Consider the following 18,145-nt stretch of genomic DNA (forward strand, 5'->3'; position numbering starts at 1 on the left):
CCACCCCCCCGGGCCGCTACGGATGACCCACGAGGATGCAAAATGGGGTCTGGGGGGGGGCGGGCCGCACGGCGGAGCGCTCCGCCGTGCGGCTGGCCGCGTGGAGGGGTCGGCGCGGAGCCGCTCCAGGGGGCCGGGCAGGTGGGGGGCTGCGAGGTGGTAGCCCTGGCTGTCGCGGAAGGTGCCGCCGGTCACCCGTCGTTGCGGCCCACCGCCAGCCGGGCCACCTGCGCGGCATGGGGGATGAGGTAGAAGTGGTCGCCCTCGAACACGTGGGACGCGAAGGGTCCCGCGGTGACCGCGGACCACTGCTCCACTTCCCGGGGAGTGGCCCGGGGGTCTCGGTCGCCCGTGAGGGCCAGGACCGCCGCGTCCAGCAACGGGGCGTCCTCGCGCGGGCGGTAGCCGTCGATCAGGCGGTAGTCATTGCGGAGGATCGGCAGGAACATCTCGCGCAGGTCCGGGTCGTTCCAGACCTCCGCGTTCGTACCGCCCAGGGAGGTGACGGCCGCGATCAGGTCCGCGTCCGTGCGCGGAGCCACATCGGCCGCGCCGGTGGCGGCGGCGGCCGGCCTGCGGCCCGAGACGCACAGGCGCGTGAAGTGGTCCGCACCCGCGCCCTGCAGGCGCAGGAGGGTCTCGTACGCCACGGCCGCGCCCATGCTGTGGCCGAACAGGACGGTTCGCAGGGGCGGCTCGGCCAGCAGTTCCGCGGTGATCTGCCCGGCCAGCTCGTCCATGACCGGGATCAGGGGCTCACTGAAGCGGCCTTCGCGGCCCGGGTAGCAGACGGCCGTCAGTTCCACCGACGGGTCCAGGTGCCGGGACCAGCCGCGGAAGAAGCTGGGGCTGCCGCCCGCGTGCGGGAAGCACACCAGGCGCAGGGCGGGCCGCGCCGGGCACGCGTGGCGGACCAGGTAGGACATGTGGACTCGATTCGTCAGCCGAGGATGGCCTCGCCCAGCGGGGTGAGGCTGTGGACCGCGGAGTTCTGCCTGCGTTCGGTGGTCACGAATCCGGCGCGGCGCAGGACCGTGATGTGCTTGCTGGCCGATGGACTGGAGATGCGGAGGCGGTCCGCGACCTCGCCCGTCGAACGGGTCTCCCGCAGGCTGTCCAGGACGTCCGCCCTGGTACGGCCGAGCAGGGCCCGCAGCACCGATTCGCCCTCACGCCCCTGCCACAGGGCGGCCGTGGCCTCCTGGTCGGGCGTGACGTTGTAGACGAGGATCGGCGGACCCGGCCAGCCCATGTGGGAGTCGATGAGGAACGGATGGGGAGCGAAGAGCGAGGGGACGAGGGCCATCCCCCGCCCTCCGAGGTCGGCCCGCCGGGCCGGCTGGATGTTGTCGATGCGCAGGATGGGGGACTCCCATCGGACCGCCGCGTGCAGGTTGTTGAGCACCTGCTCGATACCGCCCGCGAGCATCGCCCGGCCGCAGGCGTCGCGTTCCGCCTTCAGCGAGCGCAGGATCCGGTCCCAGAACGGCTCCACGGCCACGGTGTGGAACAGGTCGCCGTCGCGCGGCAGGGCTGAAGCCACGGTTTCCAGCAGGGAATACGGAGGTTCCAGCAGCTTGTGCGCGACCGCCAGCCTGCGCATTCTGAGCCGGGTGATGCGACGCCACTCGGCTAACCCGTCACGTCGCTGGTCCGACAAGCGCCCCCAGGCAAAGTGGGTTTCGAACAGCACGCCCAGCGTGCTGATGATGCGGATCCGGGACAGGTCCTCGACATTGAGACGCAGTTCCAACACGCTAGGGCACCCCCGCCGCGATTTCTACATGATCATATGCAAATCGGATGATCATCGCCAGTCCACCGAGACGGGCAGACTGCTGTATCCCTGCACGAGGTTCGAGCGCATCCAGCCGACCTCTCCCCGCAGTCGTACGGACCGCGCTTCGGCCGAAAGCCGGTGGAGCAGCTCGCGCAGCTCCACCCTGGCCAGCGCCGCGCCCAGGCAGTGGTGCGGGCCCGTCCCGAAGCCGAGGTGCCGGTTGGGCGTGCGTCCCGGCAGGAAGGTGTGCGGATCGGCGAAGACCCGCTCGTCGCGGTTGGCCGCGGCCAGCCACGCCACCACCGCCTGGCCCTTGCGGATCTCCTGGTCGCCGATCACGCAGTCCTGCGTCGCCACGCGCAGTACGTGCGCCGCCGGTGAGGTCCAGCGGACGAGCTCCTCCACGGCCCGGTCGGTCAGCTCGGGATGCGCCTGCAGAGCGTCCAGCGTCCCGGGGAACTTCTGGAACACGTGGAAGGCACCGGTGATGGAATGCCGCGTCGTCTCGTTGCCACCGATCAGTACGTTGTCGCAGTTGATCAGTACATCCTCGGTACTCAGCCGGCCGTCCGCGAGCAGCGCCGTCACCAGATCCGGGCCGGGCTCCACGCGCCGCCGCTCGATCAGTTCGTGGAAGTAGAAGAGGATCTCCGTGTGCGCCTCGGCGGGAGTCATCTTGTCGAAGCCGCTGTCCGCGCCACCGAAAGCGTGGTTCGTCAGCTCGATCAGCTGCTCGCGCTCGCTCAGCGGCACGCCGATGACCTCACAGACGATGGCCGCGGGCAGGCGGGGGCCGACCTCCACGGCCACGTCGGTCGACTCCTCGGACTTCATCCGCTCGACGATGTCGGTGACTTCCTGCGACAGCACCGACTGGAGCTCGGGGGCCCTCAGCCGGGACAGGAAGGGGCCGATGAGCCGCTTGAGCACGGAGTGCCAACTGCCCTCGCTCACGACGAGCATCCGTCCGCCGGAGCTGTCGCAGTGTTCGGCGTCGAAGCCGATCATCATGCCGTGCTCTGAGGTGAAGGGAGCCTTGGGGGAAAGGACCGCGGCCACGTCCCGGTGCGAGAACACCGACCAGAAGCCGCTCGGGGAGACGCCCGGCTCGCTCCATACCTTCGCGTCCGAGGCGGCGTACCGCTGCCACATCCGGAAGCGGTCGTCGGTGGTGTAGAGGTCGGGGTGTGCCAGATCGATGGTCATGGGGACCTGTCTTTACCTGTCTGTAAGAAACGGTGGACCCGTGAGGTGGAGGGAGCGGGGGTTACGCCGGGGTCTTCTCGGGGGCGGCCGCGGGGTCCGCTCCCTCACCCGGTGCCATGACGCGGGCGGCCGGGTCCGCGGACTGGTTTCGGTCCGTGTCCTGGTCGGGGTCCCCGACCTCGTCCGGGACGCCCCGCATCACTGGGCTCAGCACCGCCGACAAGGCGACGGCCGTCATCACGGCCGCGCAACCCATCAGACCTGCGAACCGGCCCGTGAAGTCCAGCAGCAGCCCGCCCGCGAGCGGGGCGATCGCGCCACCGGCCCCACTGCACAGCGCCGCGACGCTGACCACCCGGCCGCGGTGGCTGTCGGGCGTGAGGAGCAGTTGGTACGTGGTGAAGTACGCGTTCGCCGTCGGCGCGGCGAAGGCGATCGCGCCCAGCAGGATCCCCGGCGTGTAACTGCCCGGCAGCACCGCGATCCCCGCGGTGAGCAGGGCGAAGAGCCACAGCACGACGAAGATGGGCCGCGAGCCGGTCAGTACGCGCCGCAGCAGTGGCGCCGCCAGGGCTCCCAGCAGGCCTCCGACGCCCAGCAGGGCGGCCATGACGCCGATGAGCCCGGAGTTCATGCCGCTGCCCTGCGCCGAGGCGATGACGATGAAGTAGATGGCGCCGAAGAAGAAGTTCGTCGCCGTCGCGTAGCAGAGCCCCAGGCGCAGGAAGGGGTGCCGGGCTATCCAGCGCACGCCCTCCAGGAGTGCCCGCTGTCCGCCCGGTCCTGATCCGGGTCCCGGCCCTGGCCCGGACCCGGCGCCGAAGCCGGGACCGGCGCCCGCCGGAGGACCGGCCGGCGGCTGTCGTTCGAGGAACAGCAGCAGCACCAGCCCGATGAGGTGCGCCGCACAGCCGACGACGAACGGGAACGCGTTCTTGACCGCCAGCAGGAACCCGCCGGCCGAGGTGCCGACGAGCTGGCCGGCGTACGTCCGCGCCGAGTTCATGGCGACCGCCTGCGAGAGCCGGTCCCGCGGCACCAGGCCGGGGATCATCGCCTCACCGGCGGCCATCGTCATCGCCGTGGCGGCGCCGTTGACGAGGGCGAGTCCCACCAGCGCGGGGAGTGAGACCGCCCCCGCCCACAGCAGCAGGGCCAGCCCGCCGAACACCGCGACGAGCGCGGCCTGGCACCACAGCATCACGGTTCGCCGGTCGTACCGGTCGGCGACCGCTCCGGCGGGCAGCCCCGCCAGAAGCATGGCCGCCGCGTCCACGAAACCGATGATCCCCGCCTGGGAGGGTGAGCCGGTGATGGCCAGGACGAGCAGGGGCAGGACGATCAGCGAGGTGCTGTACGCGAATTCGCCGAAGGCCTGGCTCGTCCACAGAAGGGTGAACCCGCGCCCGCCGCCGGGCTGCGCGGCCGTGCTGCCGGGCATCAGGCAATCAGCCTGGAGCGGGACTTCGTGTGGACGAAGGTACGGCGCAGGTCGCGCACCATGCTCGTGCGCTTGAGCCAGCGGTCCGTGCCATCGTAACGGGGCGTGAAGGTGTCCCTGCCGTGGATGACCCGGTAGTTGTCGATGAACGCCGCTTCGCCGGGGCTCAGCACGATGCGCTCAGCGGCCCCGGCCAACCGGGCCGCTGCCTCGTTCATCGCCCGCTCCGCCTCCGCGTCCCCGGGGAGCGGGCTGGTGAAGTCCGCGTCGATGCGCAGGTAGGGCGCATCCTGCGGCCCGAAGAGCACCGAGGCCACCTCGTGCGGGCGCTCCTCCAGCGCGGACGGGTGCTCGGCGCTGTGCAGCGGCACCACGTCGTGCGAGTCGTCCGGGAAGAACCGAAACCGGTCCTGGTGCAGCACCTCGCGCAGGGGCTGCGCGAACTCCACCGAGTCCACCGTCGCCACCGTGGTGCCCACCCCGTCGGGGTTGCGCAGGCACATCAAGGCGACGTAGTCGCCCCGGCAGCTGTGGAAGACGTCCTCGGTGTGCAGGGTCAGCTGCTGTTGGCTGCTGGCGCTGGTGAGGGAGGCCTCCTGCCCCTTGGCGGGGCAGACGTCGTGCACGAGACGGCCGTTCTGCTGGTTGGACCAGGCGAACGGGTCACCGAGGACGGAGGCGACGAGGAGCAGCACCAGCTCCTCACGGACCGCGGCGCCCTCCTTCTCCGCGACCTGCCAGTTCGACGGCGTGGGGACGAGGTGCTCGTCCACGGGCAGGTTCGCCACCGCGATCACCGCGTCCTCCGCGGCGCGGGAGGTGACGAGAAACTGCCGCAGGCCGACCGGCAGTCGCTCCGCCTCGACGCGGATCTCGTCCGCGTAGTCCATCGGCGCCCACACCGGATGGCCGGCGCGGAAGCCGTCGGCGATCGCCGCTATCTCGTTCTTCTCTTCGTCGTTCAGTACGTAGCGAGCCACAGGAACATCTTTCTGGTCGGTCAGCTGCCGTTGCCGGCAGTGGCGGCGATCTGCCGCAGCGCGGTGAGGAACTCCTCCGCGAGCCGGCGGACGGTGGTCGGTGTGTGCGTGGTCGGAGAGTGCATCCAGTCGACCCGCAGCTCGCCGTCACTGACGGCGGCGACGATGTCGATGAGGTGCGGGCGCGGCTGGTCGGGCGCCTGGTCGGCGCCGAGGCCGTCGAAGCGGTCCCGGACGAGGCCGCTCCCGCTGGTCGCGGCGCCCCACTGGCCCAAGTAGTTGAAACTGATCTGCGGCTGCGGGGCCCCCGCGAGGGCGGTGTGGGCGGCGCTGCCCGGTGCGGACAGGTAGCGCAGAGCCCCGTAGCCGACGCCTCGGCCGGGGACCTTGCGCAGAGTCCGCTTGACCGCCTTCAGCGCCGGGCTCCAGTCGCCGCTCGGTACGTCGAGGGTGACGGGGTAGATGGTGGTGAACCACCCGACGGTCCGGGACAGGTCCACGTCGTCGAACAGCTCCTCCCGGCCGTGGCCTTCGAGCGCGATGGTGACCGCGGCGCCCGCCCAGTCGCCCAGTACCCGGCCCAGCGCGGCCAGCAGCACGTCGTTGATCTGCGTGCGAAAGGCAGCCGGCACCCGGTGGAGCAGGGCCGCGGTCTCGGCGCGGTCCATTCGTACGGATTCCACCGCGAGCTCCCCGTACGTACCCGGACCGGAACCGTCCGCCCGGCTCTCCGAGGGGGCGTCGCAGGGGATGCCCCCGGCGCCGGAGGCCTTGTGCCAGTACGCCGTCTCGTGGTCGAAGCCGCCCGAGCGCACGTGTTCGGTGAGGCGCCGCGACCACTGCTGGTAGCTGCTGGACCCGGGCCCCAGGTCGACGGCCCGCCCGGCCGCCAGCTGGTCGTACGCCGTCGCCAGGTCCTCCAGGACGATCCGCCAGGACACGCCGTCCATCACGAGGTGGTGGACGGCGAGGAAGAGCCGGGGCGCCGCGCCGTCGGGCAGGAGGAGGAAGGCGCCCTTCACGAGGGTGCCGTTCTCCAGGTCCAGGGCGCGCTGCAGCTGCGAAGCCACGTCGTGCAGCGCGCCTTCCACGTCAAAGGCGCCGGTGAGGTCCCTGACGGCGAGCAGTTCGCCGGACCGGTCTGCGTACTCCTGGTGCCAGGAGCCGGAGGCGTCGCGCGAGTAGCGCATGCGCAGGGCGTCGTGGTGGTCGACGACCGCGGTCAGGGCCCGCTCCAACAGGGCCGCCTCGGTGCCATGGGCCAGGGAGACGTGGACGGACATCGCGTACTGATGCGGGTTGACCGTGTGCGCTTCGAAGAACCACCGCTGGATGGGCGTGAGGGTGACGCGGCCCGACGCCTCGGCCGGTGCGGCCGCGGGCGCCGCCGGGTCCGAGTGCTCGACCACGGACGCGAGTTCGGCCACCGTCTGGTGGACGAACAACAGCTTGGAGGTGAGTCGCAGGCCGGCCCGGCGGGCGCGTGAGATGACCTGGATGGAGAGGATGGAGTCCCCGCCGAGCTCGAAGAAGTTGTCGTGGACGCCGACCCGCCGGACGCCCAGCACCTCGGCCCACACCGCGGCCAAAGCCTCCTCGATCCCCTCACGCGGGGCCACGTACGGAGTACCGGGCCGCTCCGCCCGTACCTCGGGAGCGGGCAGCGCACGCCGGTCCACCTTGCCACTGGGGGTCACCGGCAGCCGCTCCAGCGGGACGAAGACGGCCGGGATCATGTGATCGGGAAGGCTTTCCGCCAGATGGGCCCGCAGCTCCCGGACCGGCAGATCACCCTCCGGAACCAGATAGGCGACCAGCCGGCGGTGACCGTCACCGCCCTCATGGGCCACCACGACCGTCTCCCTGACCCGCTCGTGCCCCACCAGAGCGGTCTCGATCTCACCGAGCTCGATGCGGAAGCCACGGATCTTCACCTGATCGTCCGCACGGCCCAGATACTCCAGCGTCCCGTCCGCCCTCCAACGGGCCACATCACCCGACCGGTACATCCGCTCACCCGGGGCCCCGTACGGGTTCACCGGGAACCGCTCCTCGGTCAACTCCGGCCGGTGCAGATACCCACGAGCCACCCCGCCACCCGCGACGTGAATCTCCCCCGCCACCCCCACCGGGACGGGATGGCCCAGCGGATCCAGCAAGAACACCCGGTAGCCCGGCAACGGCCGCCCCGCCGGCAGGCGGCCACCAGCGGCCACATGCCCGGCCTCGATCTCCTGGTACGTCACGTGCACGGTCGTCTCCGTGATGCCGTACATGTTCACCAGCCGGGCACCACCGGATCCGTACCGCCCGAACCACGTCAGCACGTGCTTCGGCTCCAGTGCCTCACCACCGAAGATCACCCAGCGGAGGTCTCGAAGGACCGGCGCGGCGGACCGGGCGGCCTCCTCCACGAGTTCACGGAACATCGACGGCGTCTGGTTGAAGACCGTCACCCGCTCCCGGCGCAGCAGCTCCCACATCGCCTCCGGACTACGGGCCGTGTCATGCGGCACGATCACCGCCCGGCCGCCCGTGGCCAACGCACCCCACAACTCCCACACCGAGAAGTCGAACGCGTACGAATGGAAGACCGTCCACACGTCACCCGCGCCGAAGCCGAACAGCGGCGCACAGTTCGCCAGCAGATTCAGTACCGTCCGGTGCTCGACCGCCACACCCTTCGGACGGCCCGTCGAACCCGACGTGTAAATGACATAGGCGAGATGCGCAGCCGTCGCCTTCGTCTCTGGGGCGGTCTTCGGATACGCGCTGATGGTGGCCCGGTCCGCATCCAGGTCCACGACCACGGCGTCCACCACCGGCAGCCGCGCGTCCAGCCCCCGGTGCGTCACCAGCAACTCGGCGCCACTGTCCCGGAGCATGTACGCCAGCCGGTCCACCGGATACGCCGGATCCAACGGCACATAAGCCGCCCCCGACTTCATGATCCCCAGCAGACCCACCGCCATGTCCAGACCCCGCTCCACCGACAGCGCCACCAGCCGGTCAGGACCCGCTCCCAACGACACCAGACGATGCGCCAGCGCATTCGCCCGCGCGTCCAACTCCCGGTAGGTCAAAGACTCGTCACCGAACGAAACCGCCACCGCATCCGGCACCGCGGCCGCCCGCTCCGCGACCAGCCCGTGCACGGTCCCCTCCGCGACCGCGACCCCGCCCGTCTCGTTCCACTCCCGCACCACACGCTCGAACTCACCCGGCGTCAGCAGGGGAAGGGCGGCCACGGGCTGCTCCGGGTCGGCGATGATCCCGGCCAGCAGCACCTTCAGGTGTTCCCCGAAACGTGCGATCGTCGACGCGTCGAACAGCTCGGCGCTGTATTCGACCAGGGCGCGCAGAGTGCCGGCGTGCTCCTCGAACTCGATGGTGAGATCGAACAGCGCGGTGTCCCGCTCCAGCCGGTAGTCCTCGACCTTCACCTCACCCAGGTCCGGCCGCATGCCGGGCGCGTTCTGGAGCACGACCATGGCCTGGATGAGCGGCGTCCGGCTGGTGTCCCGCTCCGGCCGCAGCGCCTCCACCAGGCGCTCGTACGGCACCTCCTCGTGCGCGAAGGCGTCGAGGACCGTCTCCTTCACCTGGTCGAGCAGCGCTCCGTAGGTCATTTCGGGCTCGACGTGTGAGCGCAGCACCACCGTATTGACCAGGAAGCCGACGAGCTGCTCCAGGTCGCTGTGCCCGCGCCCCGCCGAGGCGGTACCGACCGCGATGTCCTGCTGCCCGGTGTACCGGGCGAAAACTGTCTGGACGGCCGCCGTCAGCACCATGAACAGCGTCGCGCCCCGCTCGTGCGCCAGGGTCTTCAGTCCGTCGACCGTGGCCGACGGCAGGTCGAAGCCGTGAACCGCTCCCTTCGAGGAGCGCACCGCCGGGCGGGGACGGTCGGTGGGCAGTTCGAGCGGGGAGATGCCCGCGAGGCGCTCACGCCACCAGGCGAGCTGCTCCTCCAGCAGTCCCCCGTCCTCCAGCCGCTCGCGCTGCCACGCCGCGAAGTCCGCGTACTGCACGGGTACGTCGGCCAGTCCGGCCGGCCGGCCGCTGACGCGCGCGGCGTACAGCTCGCTCAGCTCGCGAGCCGCGACACCCATGGACCACCCGTCCGTCACGATGTGGTGCATTCCGAGGACGCACACGTGGGCGTCGTCCGCCAGCCGTACGAGCAGGACGCGTACGAGCGGGCCGTTCCTCAGGTCGTACGGGCGCGCCACCTCTTCCCGGGCCAGCGCGCGCAGGTGCTCCTCGTCCGCCGCGTCGGCCGTACGCCACTGCGGTGCGAGGACGGGGTGCACGATCTGCACGCCCCGGCCGCCGACCACGTCGAACGTCGTCCGCAGGGACTCGTGCCGCGCCACCAGGTCGCCGACGGCAGCGCGCAGGGCGCTCGCGTCGAGCGGACCGGTCAGGCGCAGACCGGCGGCGGAGTGGTATTCCGTGCTGCCCTCGTTGAAGTCCTCCAGGAACCAGAGGCGCTGCTGGCCGAAGGACATCGGCAGCAGTCCGTCGCGCGGGGCCACCGGAATGCCATGGTTTCCGGTCGGCTCCTGCGGCACGACCGCGGCCGCGAGTCGGGCGACCGTCGGAGCCTCGAACAGCAGCCGCGGCGACAGGCTGGTGCCCAGGGCCCGGCGGGCGCGTGAGATGACCTGGATGGAGAGGATGGAGTCGCCGCCGAGTTCGAAGAAGTTGTCGTGGATGCCGACCTTTTCGACCCCCAGGACCTCCGCCCACACCGCGGCGAGGGCCTCCTCCGTCGCATCGCGCGGGGCGGCGTAGGCGGTGCCGAGCTGTTCGGCCCGGACCTCGGGAGCCGGCAGGGAACGCCGGTCCACCTTCCCGCTCGGTGTCAGCGGGAGCCTCTCCAACGGCACGAACACGGCCGGAACCATGTAGTCCGGAAGACTCAGCGCCAGATGCGCCCGCAGATCAGCCGTCGACAGATCACCGTCGAAGACGACATACGCCACCAGCCGCCGGTGACCGTCGATGCCCTGATGGGCCACGACCACCGTCTCCCGGATCGCCTCGTGCCCCACCAGAGCCGTCTCGATCTCCCCGAGCTCGATCCGGAACCCCCGGATCTTCACCTGGTCGTCAGCCCGCCCCAGATGCTCCAGCGTGCCGTCCGGCAGCCAGCGGGCCACATCGCCCGAGCGGTACATCCGCTCGCCCGCAACCCCGTACGGGTTCACGGGGAACCGCTCCTCGGTCAGCTCCGGGCGGTGCAGGTAGCCACGGGCCAGACCAGCACCGGCGACATGGATCTCACCCGCGACACCCACGGGCACCGGAACACCGTGCTCGTCCAGCAACAACACCCGGTAACTCGGCAGCGGACGTCCGGCCGGCAGCCGCCCACCCCGGGCCACATGCTCCGCACCGATCTCCTGATGGGTGACATGCACCGTCGTCTCGGTGATCCCGTACATGTTCACCAACCGCGCCCCGCACGAACCGAACCGGTCGAACCAGGTCAGCAGGTGCTTCGGCTCCAACGCCTCTCCGCCGAAGATCACCCAGCGGAGATCGGGAAGACTGGGAGAGGCCGACTGCGCCGCCTGCTCGACAAGTTCGCGGAACATCGACGGGGTCTGGTTGAAGACCGTCACCCGCTCCTCGCCCAGCAGCCGCCACATCGCTTCCGGACTGCGGGCCGTGTCGTGCGCGACGATGACCGCGCGGCCACCGGAGATCAGCGCACCCCACAGCTCCCACACCGAGAAGTCGAACGCGTACGAGTGGAAGACCGTCCAGACGTCGTCCGCACCGAAGTCGTACAGGGGCTGGCAGTTGGCCAGCAGGTTCAACACCGTGCGGTGCTCGACCGCCACCCCCTTCGGACGGCCCGTCGAACCCGAGGTGTAGATGACATAGGCCAGGTCGGAGCCGGTGACACCGGTCCGCGGCGCCGCCGTGCGCCCCTCGCCCCCCTCCAGCCCCACCGCGTCGAGGTCCACGACGACGACCCCGTCCGGAGCGGGCAGCGGACGGTCCGAGCCACGGTGCGTGACCAACAGCCGCGCACCACTGTCCTCAAGCATGTAGGCCAACCGGTCCACCGGATAGGCCGGATCCAACGGCACGTACGCCGCACCGGACTTCATGATTCCCAGCAGCCCCACCACCATGTGCAGGCCGCGCTCCACGGACAACGCCACCAGCCCACCAGGACCGGCACCCGAGGACGCGAGTCGATGAGCCAGCGCATTCGCCCGCTCCTCCAACTCCCGGTACGTCAAGGACACACCCTGGAACGACACCGCGACCGCATCCGGCGACGCCAGCGCACGCTCCGCGACCAGCCCATGCACCGTCCCCTCCGGAACCGGCACACCACCCGTCGCGTTCCACTCGTGCACCACCCGCTCGAACTCCCCCGGCCCCAGCATCGCAACCGCGGACACGCGCTGCCCGGGGTCGGCCGCCATGCCGTCCAGCAGTGCGCCGAGGTGGCCGGCCATGCGCTCGATGGTGGCCGCGTCGAACAGCTGCGGGTCGTAGGCCAGCGCGTACGCCAGCGCGTCCCCGGCGTAGGCCACGAGGTTCAGCGGGAAGTTGGTGACGTCGGCGCCCTCCAGGCTGTGCAGCCGTACGTCATCACCGCCCTCCGCGGTATTCGGCGCCCCGTTCACGGGAAAGTTCTCGAAGGCCACGAGGCTCTCGAAGAGGTTGGAGCCGCGTTCGATGCCGCTCCAGCCCTGGATCTGCGGCAGGGGAACGTACTCGTACTGCCGTGCCTCCACCTGCGCCTGCTGCACTCCCGCCAGCCACGTGGCGACGGGCGCCGCACCGTCGATCTCGACGCGCACCGGCAGCGTGTTGATGAGCATGCCGACCATCGAGTCCGCGCCCGCCAGATCGGCCGGGCGGCCGGAGACCGTCGCGCCGAACACCACGTCCGGCTCGCCCGAGTACCTCGACAGGAGCAGTGCCCATGCGCCCTGCACGACGGCGTTCACTGTCAGCCGGTGGGCGCGGGCGAACCCGTACAGCCGCTCGGAGGCTTCGGCGGTCAGCCAGGTCACCAGCCGTTCGGACGACTGGGCGCGGTGGGTCTCGGCCGGGCGGCGGTCGAAGGGCAGCGAGGTGGGCTCCGTCACCCCGCCCAGCAGACCACGCCAGTACTGCTCGGCCTGGGTCAGATCCTGGCGCTCCAGCCACTCCACGTACGCGCTGAACGGGCGCCGCGCGGGGAGTACGGGTGCCTCGCCGGCGGCGAGGGCCCGGTAGGCGGTGCCGAGTTCGTCGAGCATCTGGAAGGTGCTCCAGCCGTCGAGCAGGACGTGGTGCGAGGTTCGCACGACCCGCACCGAGGTGTCCGACAGCCGTATCAGAGCGAGCCGCATCAGCGGCGCGGCCGACAGGTCGATGCCCCGGGCGCGGTCCTCGGCCAGGTAGCGGTCCAACTCCGCGGCCCGGGCGCCGGCGGACAGTCCACGCCAGTCCAGGTGCACGACGGGCAGTGCGGTGCGGCGGTGGACGACCAGCAGCGGGCGGTCGACCCGCTCCCACTGGACGGCGGCGCGCAGGATCTCCAGGTGGTCGCTCACGTGCTGCCAGGCACGCTCCAGCAGGCCGGGCTCGCGCACTCCGTCGAGGACGAAGCTCATCTGCTCGAAGTAGGCACCGGAGCCGGGTTCGGCGAGGGTGTGGAAGAGCATGCCGCTCTGCATGGGCGTGAGCGGGTAGACGTCCTCGACGTCCCGGCCGTCGCCCGCGATGCGGTCGACGGCCGCCTGGTCCAGCCCGGCGAGCGGGAAGTCGGACGGGGTCGCCCCGCCGCTCTGCGGCAGCAGACAGTGCGCGATCAGGGAGCGCAACGCGGTCACGAACGCCTCGGCGAGCCGCTCGACGGTCGCGGTGTCGAGGACTTCGCCGGAGAAGATCCAGGTGAAGCCGAGGGTGCCGGCTTCGACCATGCCGACGACGTCGAGGAGGTACGGGCGGGGCTCGTCGGCGGCGTGGTCGAGGCCCAGGGCGCCGAGGCGGTCGCGGATCAGGCCGCTGTCGCTGGTGGTGCCGTCCCACTGGCCCAGGTAGTTGAAGCTGATCTGCGGCAGCCGGTCAGCGCGCAGCGCGTGCCCCGGCGTGCCGGGCGGCGAGAGGAAGCGCAGGGCGTCGTATGCGAGGCCGCGGGTCGGGACGGCCCGCAGCTGCTCCTTGACGGACTTGATGGTCTCGTCCCAGGCGTGGCCGCTCGGGAGGTCCAGGGCGACGGGGAAGTGGGTGGTGAACCAGCCGACGGTGCGGGAGAGGTCGATGTCGTCGAAGAGTTCCTCGCGGCCGTGGCCTTCCAGCCCGATGACCAGGCGCTCCGAGCCGATCCAGTCGGCCAGGGTCCGGCCGAGGGCGCTGACCAGCACGTCGTTGATCTGGGTGCGGTAGACGGACGGGACCTGCTGGAGGAGGGCCCTGGTCTCGGCGTGGCCGAGGCGGACCTCGACGGTCCGCTCGTGCGCGGTGGTGTTCTCCCCGGCCGGGTGGTCAACGGGCAGGGCGGGAGCGTTGTTCGGGTCCACGGCCCGCCAGTGGGAGATCTCGTGGTCGAAACCGCCGGAGCGGACGTGGTCGGCGAGCCGCTGCGACCACTCCTGGTAGCTGCTCGACTTGGCCCCCAGATCGACCGGGCGCCCCTGCGCCAGCTGGCCGTACGCGGTCGCCAGGTCCTCCAGCACCACCCGCCAGGACACCCCGTCCATGACGATGTGGTGGACGGCGAGGAAGAGCCGGGGGGCGGCGCCGTCGGCCAGGCGGAAGTACACGCCCTTCACCAGGGCGCCGCTCGCCAGGTCCAGGGACCGCTGGGCTTCCAGGGCTGCCGCGTGCATCGCGCCGTCGGCGTCCGCGCGTTCCGTCAGGTCGCGTACGGAGAGGATCCCGGTGGGCCGGTCGCCGTACTCCTGGATCCAGTCGGCGCCGCTGCGCGCGTACCGCAGGCGCAGTGCGTCGTGGTGGTCGGTGACCGCGTCGAGTGCCCGCTCCAGCAGTCCGGCTTCCGTGCCGGGCGCCAGCTCGACCTGGACGGACATCGCGTAGTGGTCGGGGTCGACGGTGTGCTCGGCGAGGAACCAGGCCTGGATGGGCGTCAGTTCGGCCCGGCCGCGGGCCCGCACCTGCCCGGTGCGCACGGCCTGGCCGGCCGCGGTGACGACGGTGGAGAGGGCGGCGATGGTCTGGTGCAGGAAGAGCTGTTTCGAGGTCAGCCGCAGGCCGGCTAGCCGGGCGCGCGAGACGACCTGGATGGACAGGATCGAGTCGGCGCCCAGGTCGAAGAAGTTGTCGTGGATGCCGACCTGCTCGACGCCCAAGACCTCCGCCCATACGGCGGCGAGGACCTCCTCGGTCGCGTCGCGCGGCGCGGTGTACTCGGTGCCGAGCCGTCCGGGCTGGGCGTCCGGCTCCGGCAGGGCGCGCCGGTCCACCTTGCCGTTCGGCGTCAGCGGGAGCCGGTCGAGGGCGACGAACGCCGCCGGGACCATGTAGTCCGGCAGCAGCCCGTTCATGTGGCCGCGCAGGCCGGCGGTGTCCAGGACGGCTTCAGAGGCCGCGCCGGCGCCATCGCCGGTTTCCGCGCCGGCTGCGGCGTCCGTCACCACGTACGCCACCAGCCGTCGCCGGCCGGAGTCCTCCTCCCGGGCCAGCACCACGGCGTCCCGCACGTCCGGGTGGGTGAGCAGGGCGGATTCGACCTCGGCCAGTTCGATGCGGAAGCCGCGGATCTTCACCTGGTCGTCGGCGCGCCCGAGGAACTCCAGGTCCCCCGAGGGCAGCAGGCGGGCCCGGTCGCCGGTCCGGTAGAGGCGGTCCCCCACCACGAAGGGGCTGGGGCGGAACCGCTCGGCGGTCAGGTCGTCGCGCCCGTGGTAGCCGCGCCCGACGCCCTCGCCGCCGATCCAGATCTCGCCGGGTACCCCGACGGGGACGACGTTCATGTGCGCGTCGAGGACGTACACCCGGGTGCCGGGCAGGGGCCGGCCGATCGGGACGTAGGTCCGGCCCTTCAGGGCGGCTTCGGTAGGTACGAAAACGGTCGAGTCGACGGTGGCCTCCGTTCCGCCGTACGCGTTGACGACCACGGCGTCGTGCCGGATCTGTCGCAGCAGGTCGCGGCAGTCCTCCACCCGCCAGCCCTCGGAACCGACGGAGATCAACCGCAGCGGCGGAAAGCCGTCGCCGCGCCGCTCGACCTCTTGGAGGACGGCGTTGAGCAGCGACGGGACGATCTCCAGGCCGGTCGCACCGCTCTCCGCGATGAGGTCGAGAAGGGCGGCCGGTTCGGTGGTCACGTCCTTCGAGGCGATCACCAGGGCCCCGCCGAAGGGCAGGGACCGGATGAGGTCGGCGAAGAAGAGGTCGACGGAGAGACTGGAGACCGACAGGAAGCGCAACTTGAGCTCGGCGAGCCCGTACCGCCCGTCCCACGCGGTGAGGATGTGCCGTACGTTGCGGTGCTCGACGGCGACGCCCTTGGGGTTGCCGGTCGACCCCGAGGTGTAGATGACGTAGGCGAGGTCGTGCGCCGACACGGCGGTGTCCGGTGCGCGGGCGGGCAGGCGCTCGATCTGCTCCCGCTCCGCGTCCAGGTCCACGAGCCGGACGTCTGCGGCCGGCAGCCGGTCGCGGACCGCGGACTGGGTGACGGCCAGCCGCGCACCGGACTGCGCCAGCATGTAGGCGATGCGGTCGGCCGGGAAGGCCGGGTCGAGCGGTACGTACGCCGCGCCCGCCTTCAGGATGCCCAGGAGGCCGACCGCCATGGCGGTGCCGCGCTCCACGCTCAGGCCGATCAGCGCACCGGGGCCGGCTCCCAGGGAGACCAGGTGCTGTGCGAGCCGGTTGGCCCGTTCGTCCAGCTCCCGGTGGGTGAGGGTGCCGTCGTCGGCGATGACGGCCACCGCGTCGGGTGTACGGGCTGCCTGCTCGGCCAGTCGCTCGTGGATGAGCGGCCCGTCGGGCGCGGGGAGCCCGGTCGCGTTCCAGTCGGTGACGACCTGCCGGTGTTCCTCTTCGGAGAGGAGCGGCAGCGCGGACACGGCGGTGTCGGGACCGGCGAGCGCCCCGGCGAGCAGGACGCGCAGGTGGCCGGTCATGCGGGCGATGGTGGCCTCGTCGAAGAGCTCGGTGCTGTACTCGACCAGGCCCAGCAGTCGTCCGTCGCGCTCCTCGAACTCGAAGGTCAGGTCGAAGAGCGACGCGTCCCGTTCCAGCGGGTATGCGCAGGTCCGCGCACCACTCAGTTCCAGGGCGTCGGCCGGCGCGTTCTGCAGCACGACCATGGCCTGGACGAGTGCGGTACGGCTGGGGTCGCGCTCCGGCTGGACGGCTTCGACGATCTTGTCGAAGGGGATGTCCTCGTGGGCGAAGGCGTCGAGAACGGTGTCCCTGACCCGCTGGAGCAGCTGGGCGAAGGACAGTCCGGGCTCCACCCGTGAGCGCAGCACGACGGTGTTCACCACGAAGCCGACGAGTTGCTCCAGCTCGCGGTGGCCGCGGGCCGCGGATGAGGTGCCGACCGCGATGTCCTCCTGGCCGGACCAGCGGGCGAAGACCGCCTTGACGGCTGCCGTCAGGACCATGAACGGGGTGGCGCCCCGCTCGCGGGCCAGCTCGGTGAGACCTGCGACGGTGTCCTCGGGCAGTTCGAAGCCGTAGACGGCTCCGGCGGACGAGCGTACGGCGGGCCGGGGACGGTCCGTGGGCAGCTCCAGCGGGGCGATGCCCTGAAGCTGCTCCCGCCACCAGCCGAGCTGCTTCTCCAGCAGCCCGCCGTCCTCCAGCCGGCTGCGCTGCCAGGCCGCGAAGTCGGGGTACTGCACCGCCGGTTCGGGAAGTCGGTGGTTCCGCCCGTGAAGTCGCGCCGCGTACAGTTCGCCCAGTTCCCGGGCGACGATTCCCATGGACCAGCCGTCCGTCACGATGTGGTGCATCCCGAGGACGCAGAGGTGCTCGTCCTCGGCCAGGCGTACGAGCAGGACGCGGACCAGCGGGCCGCCCGCGAGGTCGTACGGGCGCGCCATCTCGGCCCGTACGACCTCCCGCGCGTCCTGCTCGCCGTCCGCTTCGGCCACCGACCAGCCGGGAGCGAGCTCCTCGTGGAGGACTTGGACGCCGCGCCCGTCGCGCGTCTCGAAGGTCGTACGCAGCGCTTCGTGGCGTGCCACGAGATCGCCGACGGCGGCCCTCAGAGCGTCCGCGTCCAGCTTTCCGGCGATCCTCACGGGAAGCGCCGAGTGGTAGTCGGCGCTCTCCGGTTCGAAGTCCTCCAGGAACCACAGCCGCTGCTGCCCGAAGGACATGGGCAGCCCGTCCTCGCGCGGGACGGCGGGGATCAGCGGCCGGGCGCCGCCCGCGGGGGCGGCCTGGGCCCGGCCGGCGAGGCGCTCGGCGAGCGCCTCCCGCAGCCGGTCGGGAAGGGCGGCTATCCGGTCCGCGCGGGAAGACGGCGTGTTCATGTGAGGATCCCCCAGGGAGTGCAGGTCAGCGGGTCGAGGCGGCGGGCCGGAGGTCAGCCGGCGGTGATGAGGCTCTGCGGCCGCATGTCGGTCCAGTGGGCCTCGACGTACGCGAGGCATTCCTCGCGGGGCCGGTCGGCAAGGGCGGTGTGCCAGCCCGCCGGGACGGCGATGGTCGCGGGCCACAGTGAGTGCTGGCCCTCGTCGTTCACCAGGACGCTGTACGAACGGTCCGACTGCTCAAAGGGGTTGGACATGGAGAGGT

Annotated in this window: 7 protein-coding genes; all 7 read right to left on the minus strand. The window is 71.3% G+C overall.

Translation table 11 applies throughout. From position 1 onward, the window contains the following. Window positions 1-191: 191 nt before the first annotated feature. The 7 genes from ACWDX7_RS24535 to ACWDX7_RS24565 all read right to left on the minus strand — a co-directional run bounded on the left by ACWDX7_RS24535 (window position 192) and on the right by ACWDX7_RS24565 (window position 18,137). Entirely contained in the window at window positions 192-926 is a 735-nt protein-coding gene (locus ACWDX7_RS24535; protein ID WP_451489380.1) for a thioesterase II family protein, read from the minus strand. Between the two features lie 14 nt (window positions 927-940). Then, complete coding sequence (locus ACWDX7_RS24540) at window positions 941-1,756, minus strand: ArsR/SmtB family transcription factor (protein ID WP_451489379.1); 816 nt, start codon at window positions 1,754-1,756, stop codon at window positions 941-943. Window positions 1,757-1,807: 51 nt separating this feature from the next. Further along, complete coding sequence (locus tag ACWDX7_RS24545) at window positions 1,808-2,986, minus strand: cytochrome P450 (protein WP_451489378.1); 1,179 nt, start codon at window positions 2,984-2,986, stop codon at window positions 1,808-1,810. A 61-nt stretch (window positions 2,987-3,047) separates the two neighbouring features. Continuing rightward, window positions 3,048-4,427 (minus strand): MFS transporter, encoded by a 1,380-nt coding sequence (locus tag ACWDX7_RS24550; protein ID WP_451489377.1) that lies wholly within the window; start codon window positions 4,425-4,427, stop codon window positions 3,048-3,050. Further along, window positions 4,427-5,407, minus strand: a complete 981-nt coding sequence (locus ACWDX7_RS24555) for a TauD/TfdA family dioxygenase (RefSeq protein ID WP_451489376.1) — start codon at window positions 5,405-5,407, stop codon at window positions 4,427-4,429. The genes ACWDX7_RS24550 and ACWDX7_RS24555 overlap by 1 nt, the downstream gene beginning before the upstream one ends. Window positions 5,408-5,427: 20 nt before the next feature. Beyond that, on the minus strand, window positions 5,428-17,880 hold the full coding sequence (locus ACWDX7_RS24560; RefSeq protein ID WP_451489375.1) for an amino acid adenylation domain-containing protein: 12,453 nt from the start codon (window positions 17,878-17,880) through the stop codon (window positions 5,428-5,430). 53 nt (window positions 17,881-17,933) lie between these two features. Next, window positions 17,934-18,137, minus strand: coding sequence for an MbtH family protein (locus tag ACWDX7_RS24565; protein WP_451489374.1), 204 nt, complete (start codon window positions 18,135-18,137; stop codon window positions 17,934-17,936). Between the last annotated feature and the right edge of the window lie 8 nt (window positions 18,138-18,145).

This window comes from Streptomyces sp. NPDC003034 (assembly GCF_053591375.1).

Coding starts and splice junctions, on each gene's coding strand:
- ACWDX7_RS24535 (WP_451489380.1), bottom strand. CDS start 926: ATGTCCTACCTGGTCCGCCACGCGTGCCCGGCGCGGCCCGCCCTGCGC.
- ACWDX7_RS24545 (WP_451489378.1), bottom strand. CDS start 2,986: ATGACCATCGATCTGGCACACCCCGACCTCTACACCACCGACGACCGC.
- ACWDX7_RS24550 (WP_451489377.1), bottom strand. CDS start 4,427: ATGCCCGGCAGCACGGCCGCGCAGCCCGGCGGCGGGCGCGGGTTCACC.
- ACWDX7_RS24560 (WP_451489375.1), bottom strand. CDS start 17,880: ATGAACACGCCGTCTTCCCGCGCGGACCGGATAGCCGCCCTTCCCGAC.
- ACWDX7_RS24565 (WP_451489374.1), bottom strand. CDS start 18,137: ATGTCCAACCCCTTTGAGCAGTCGGACCGTTCGTACAGCGTCCTGGTG.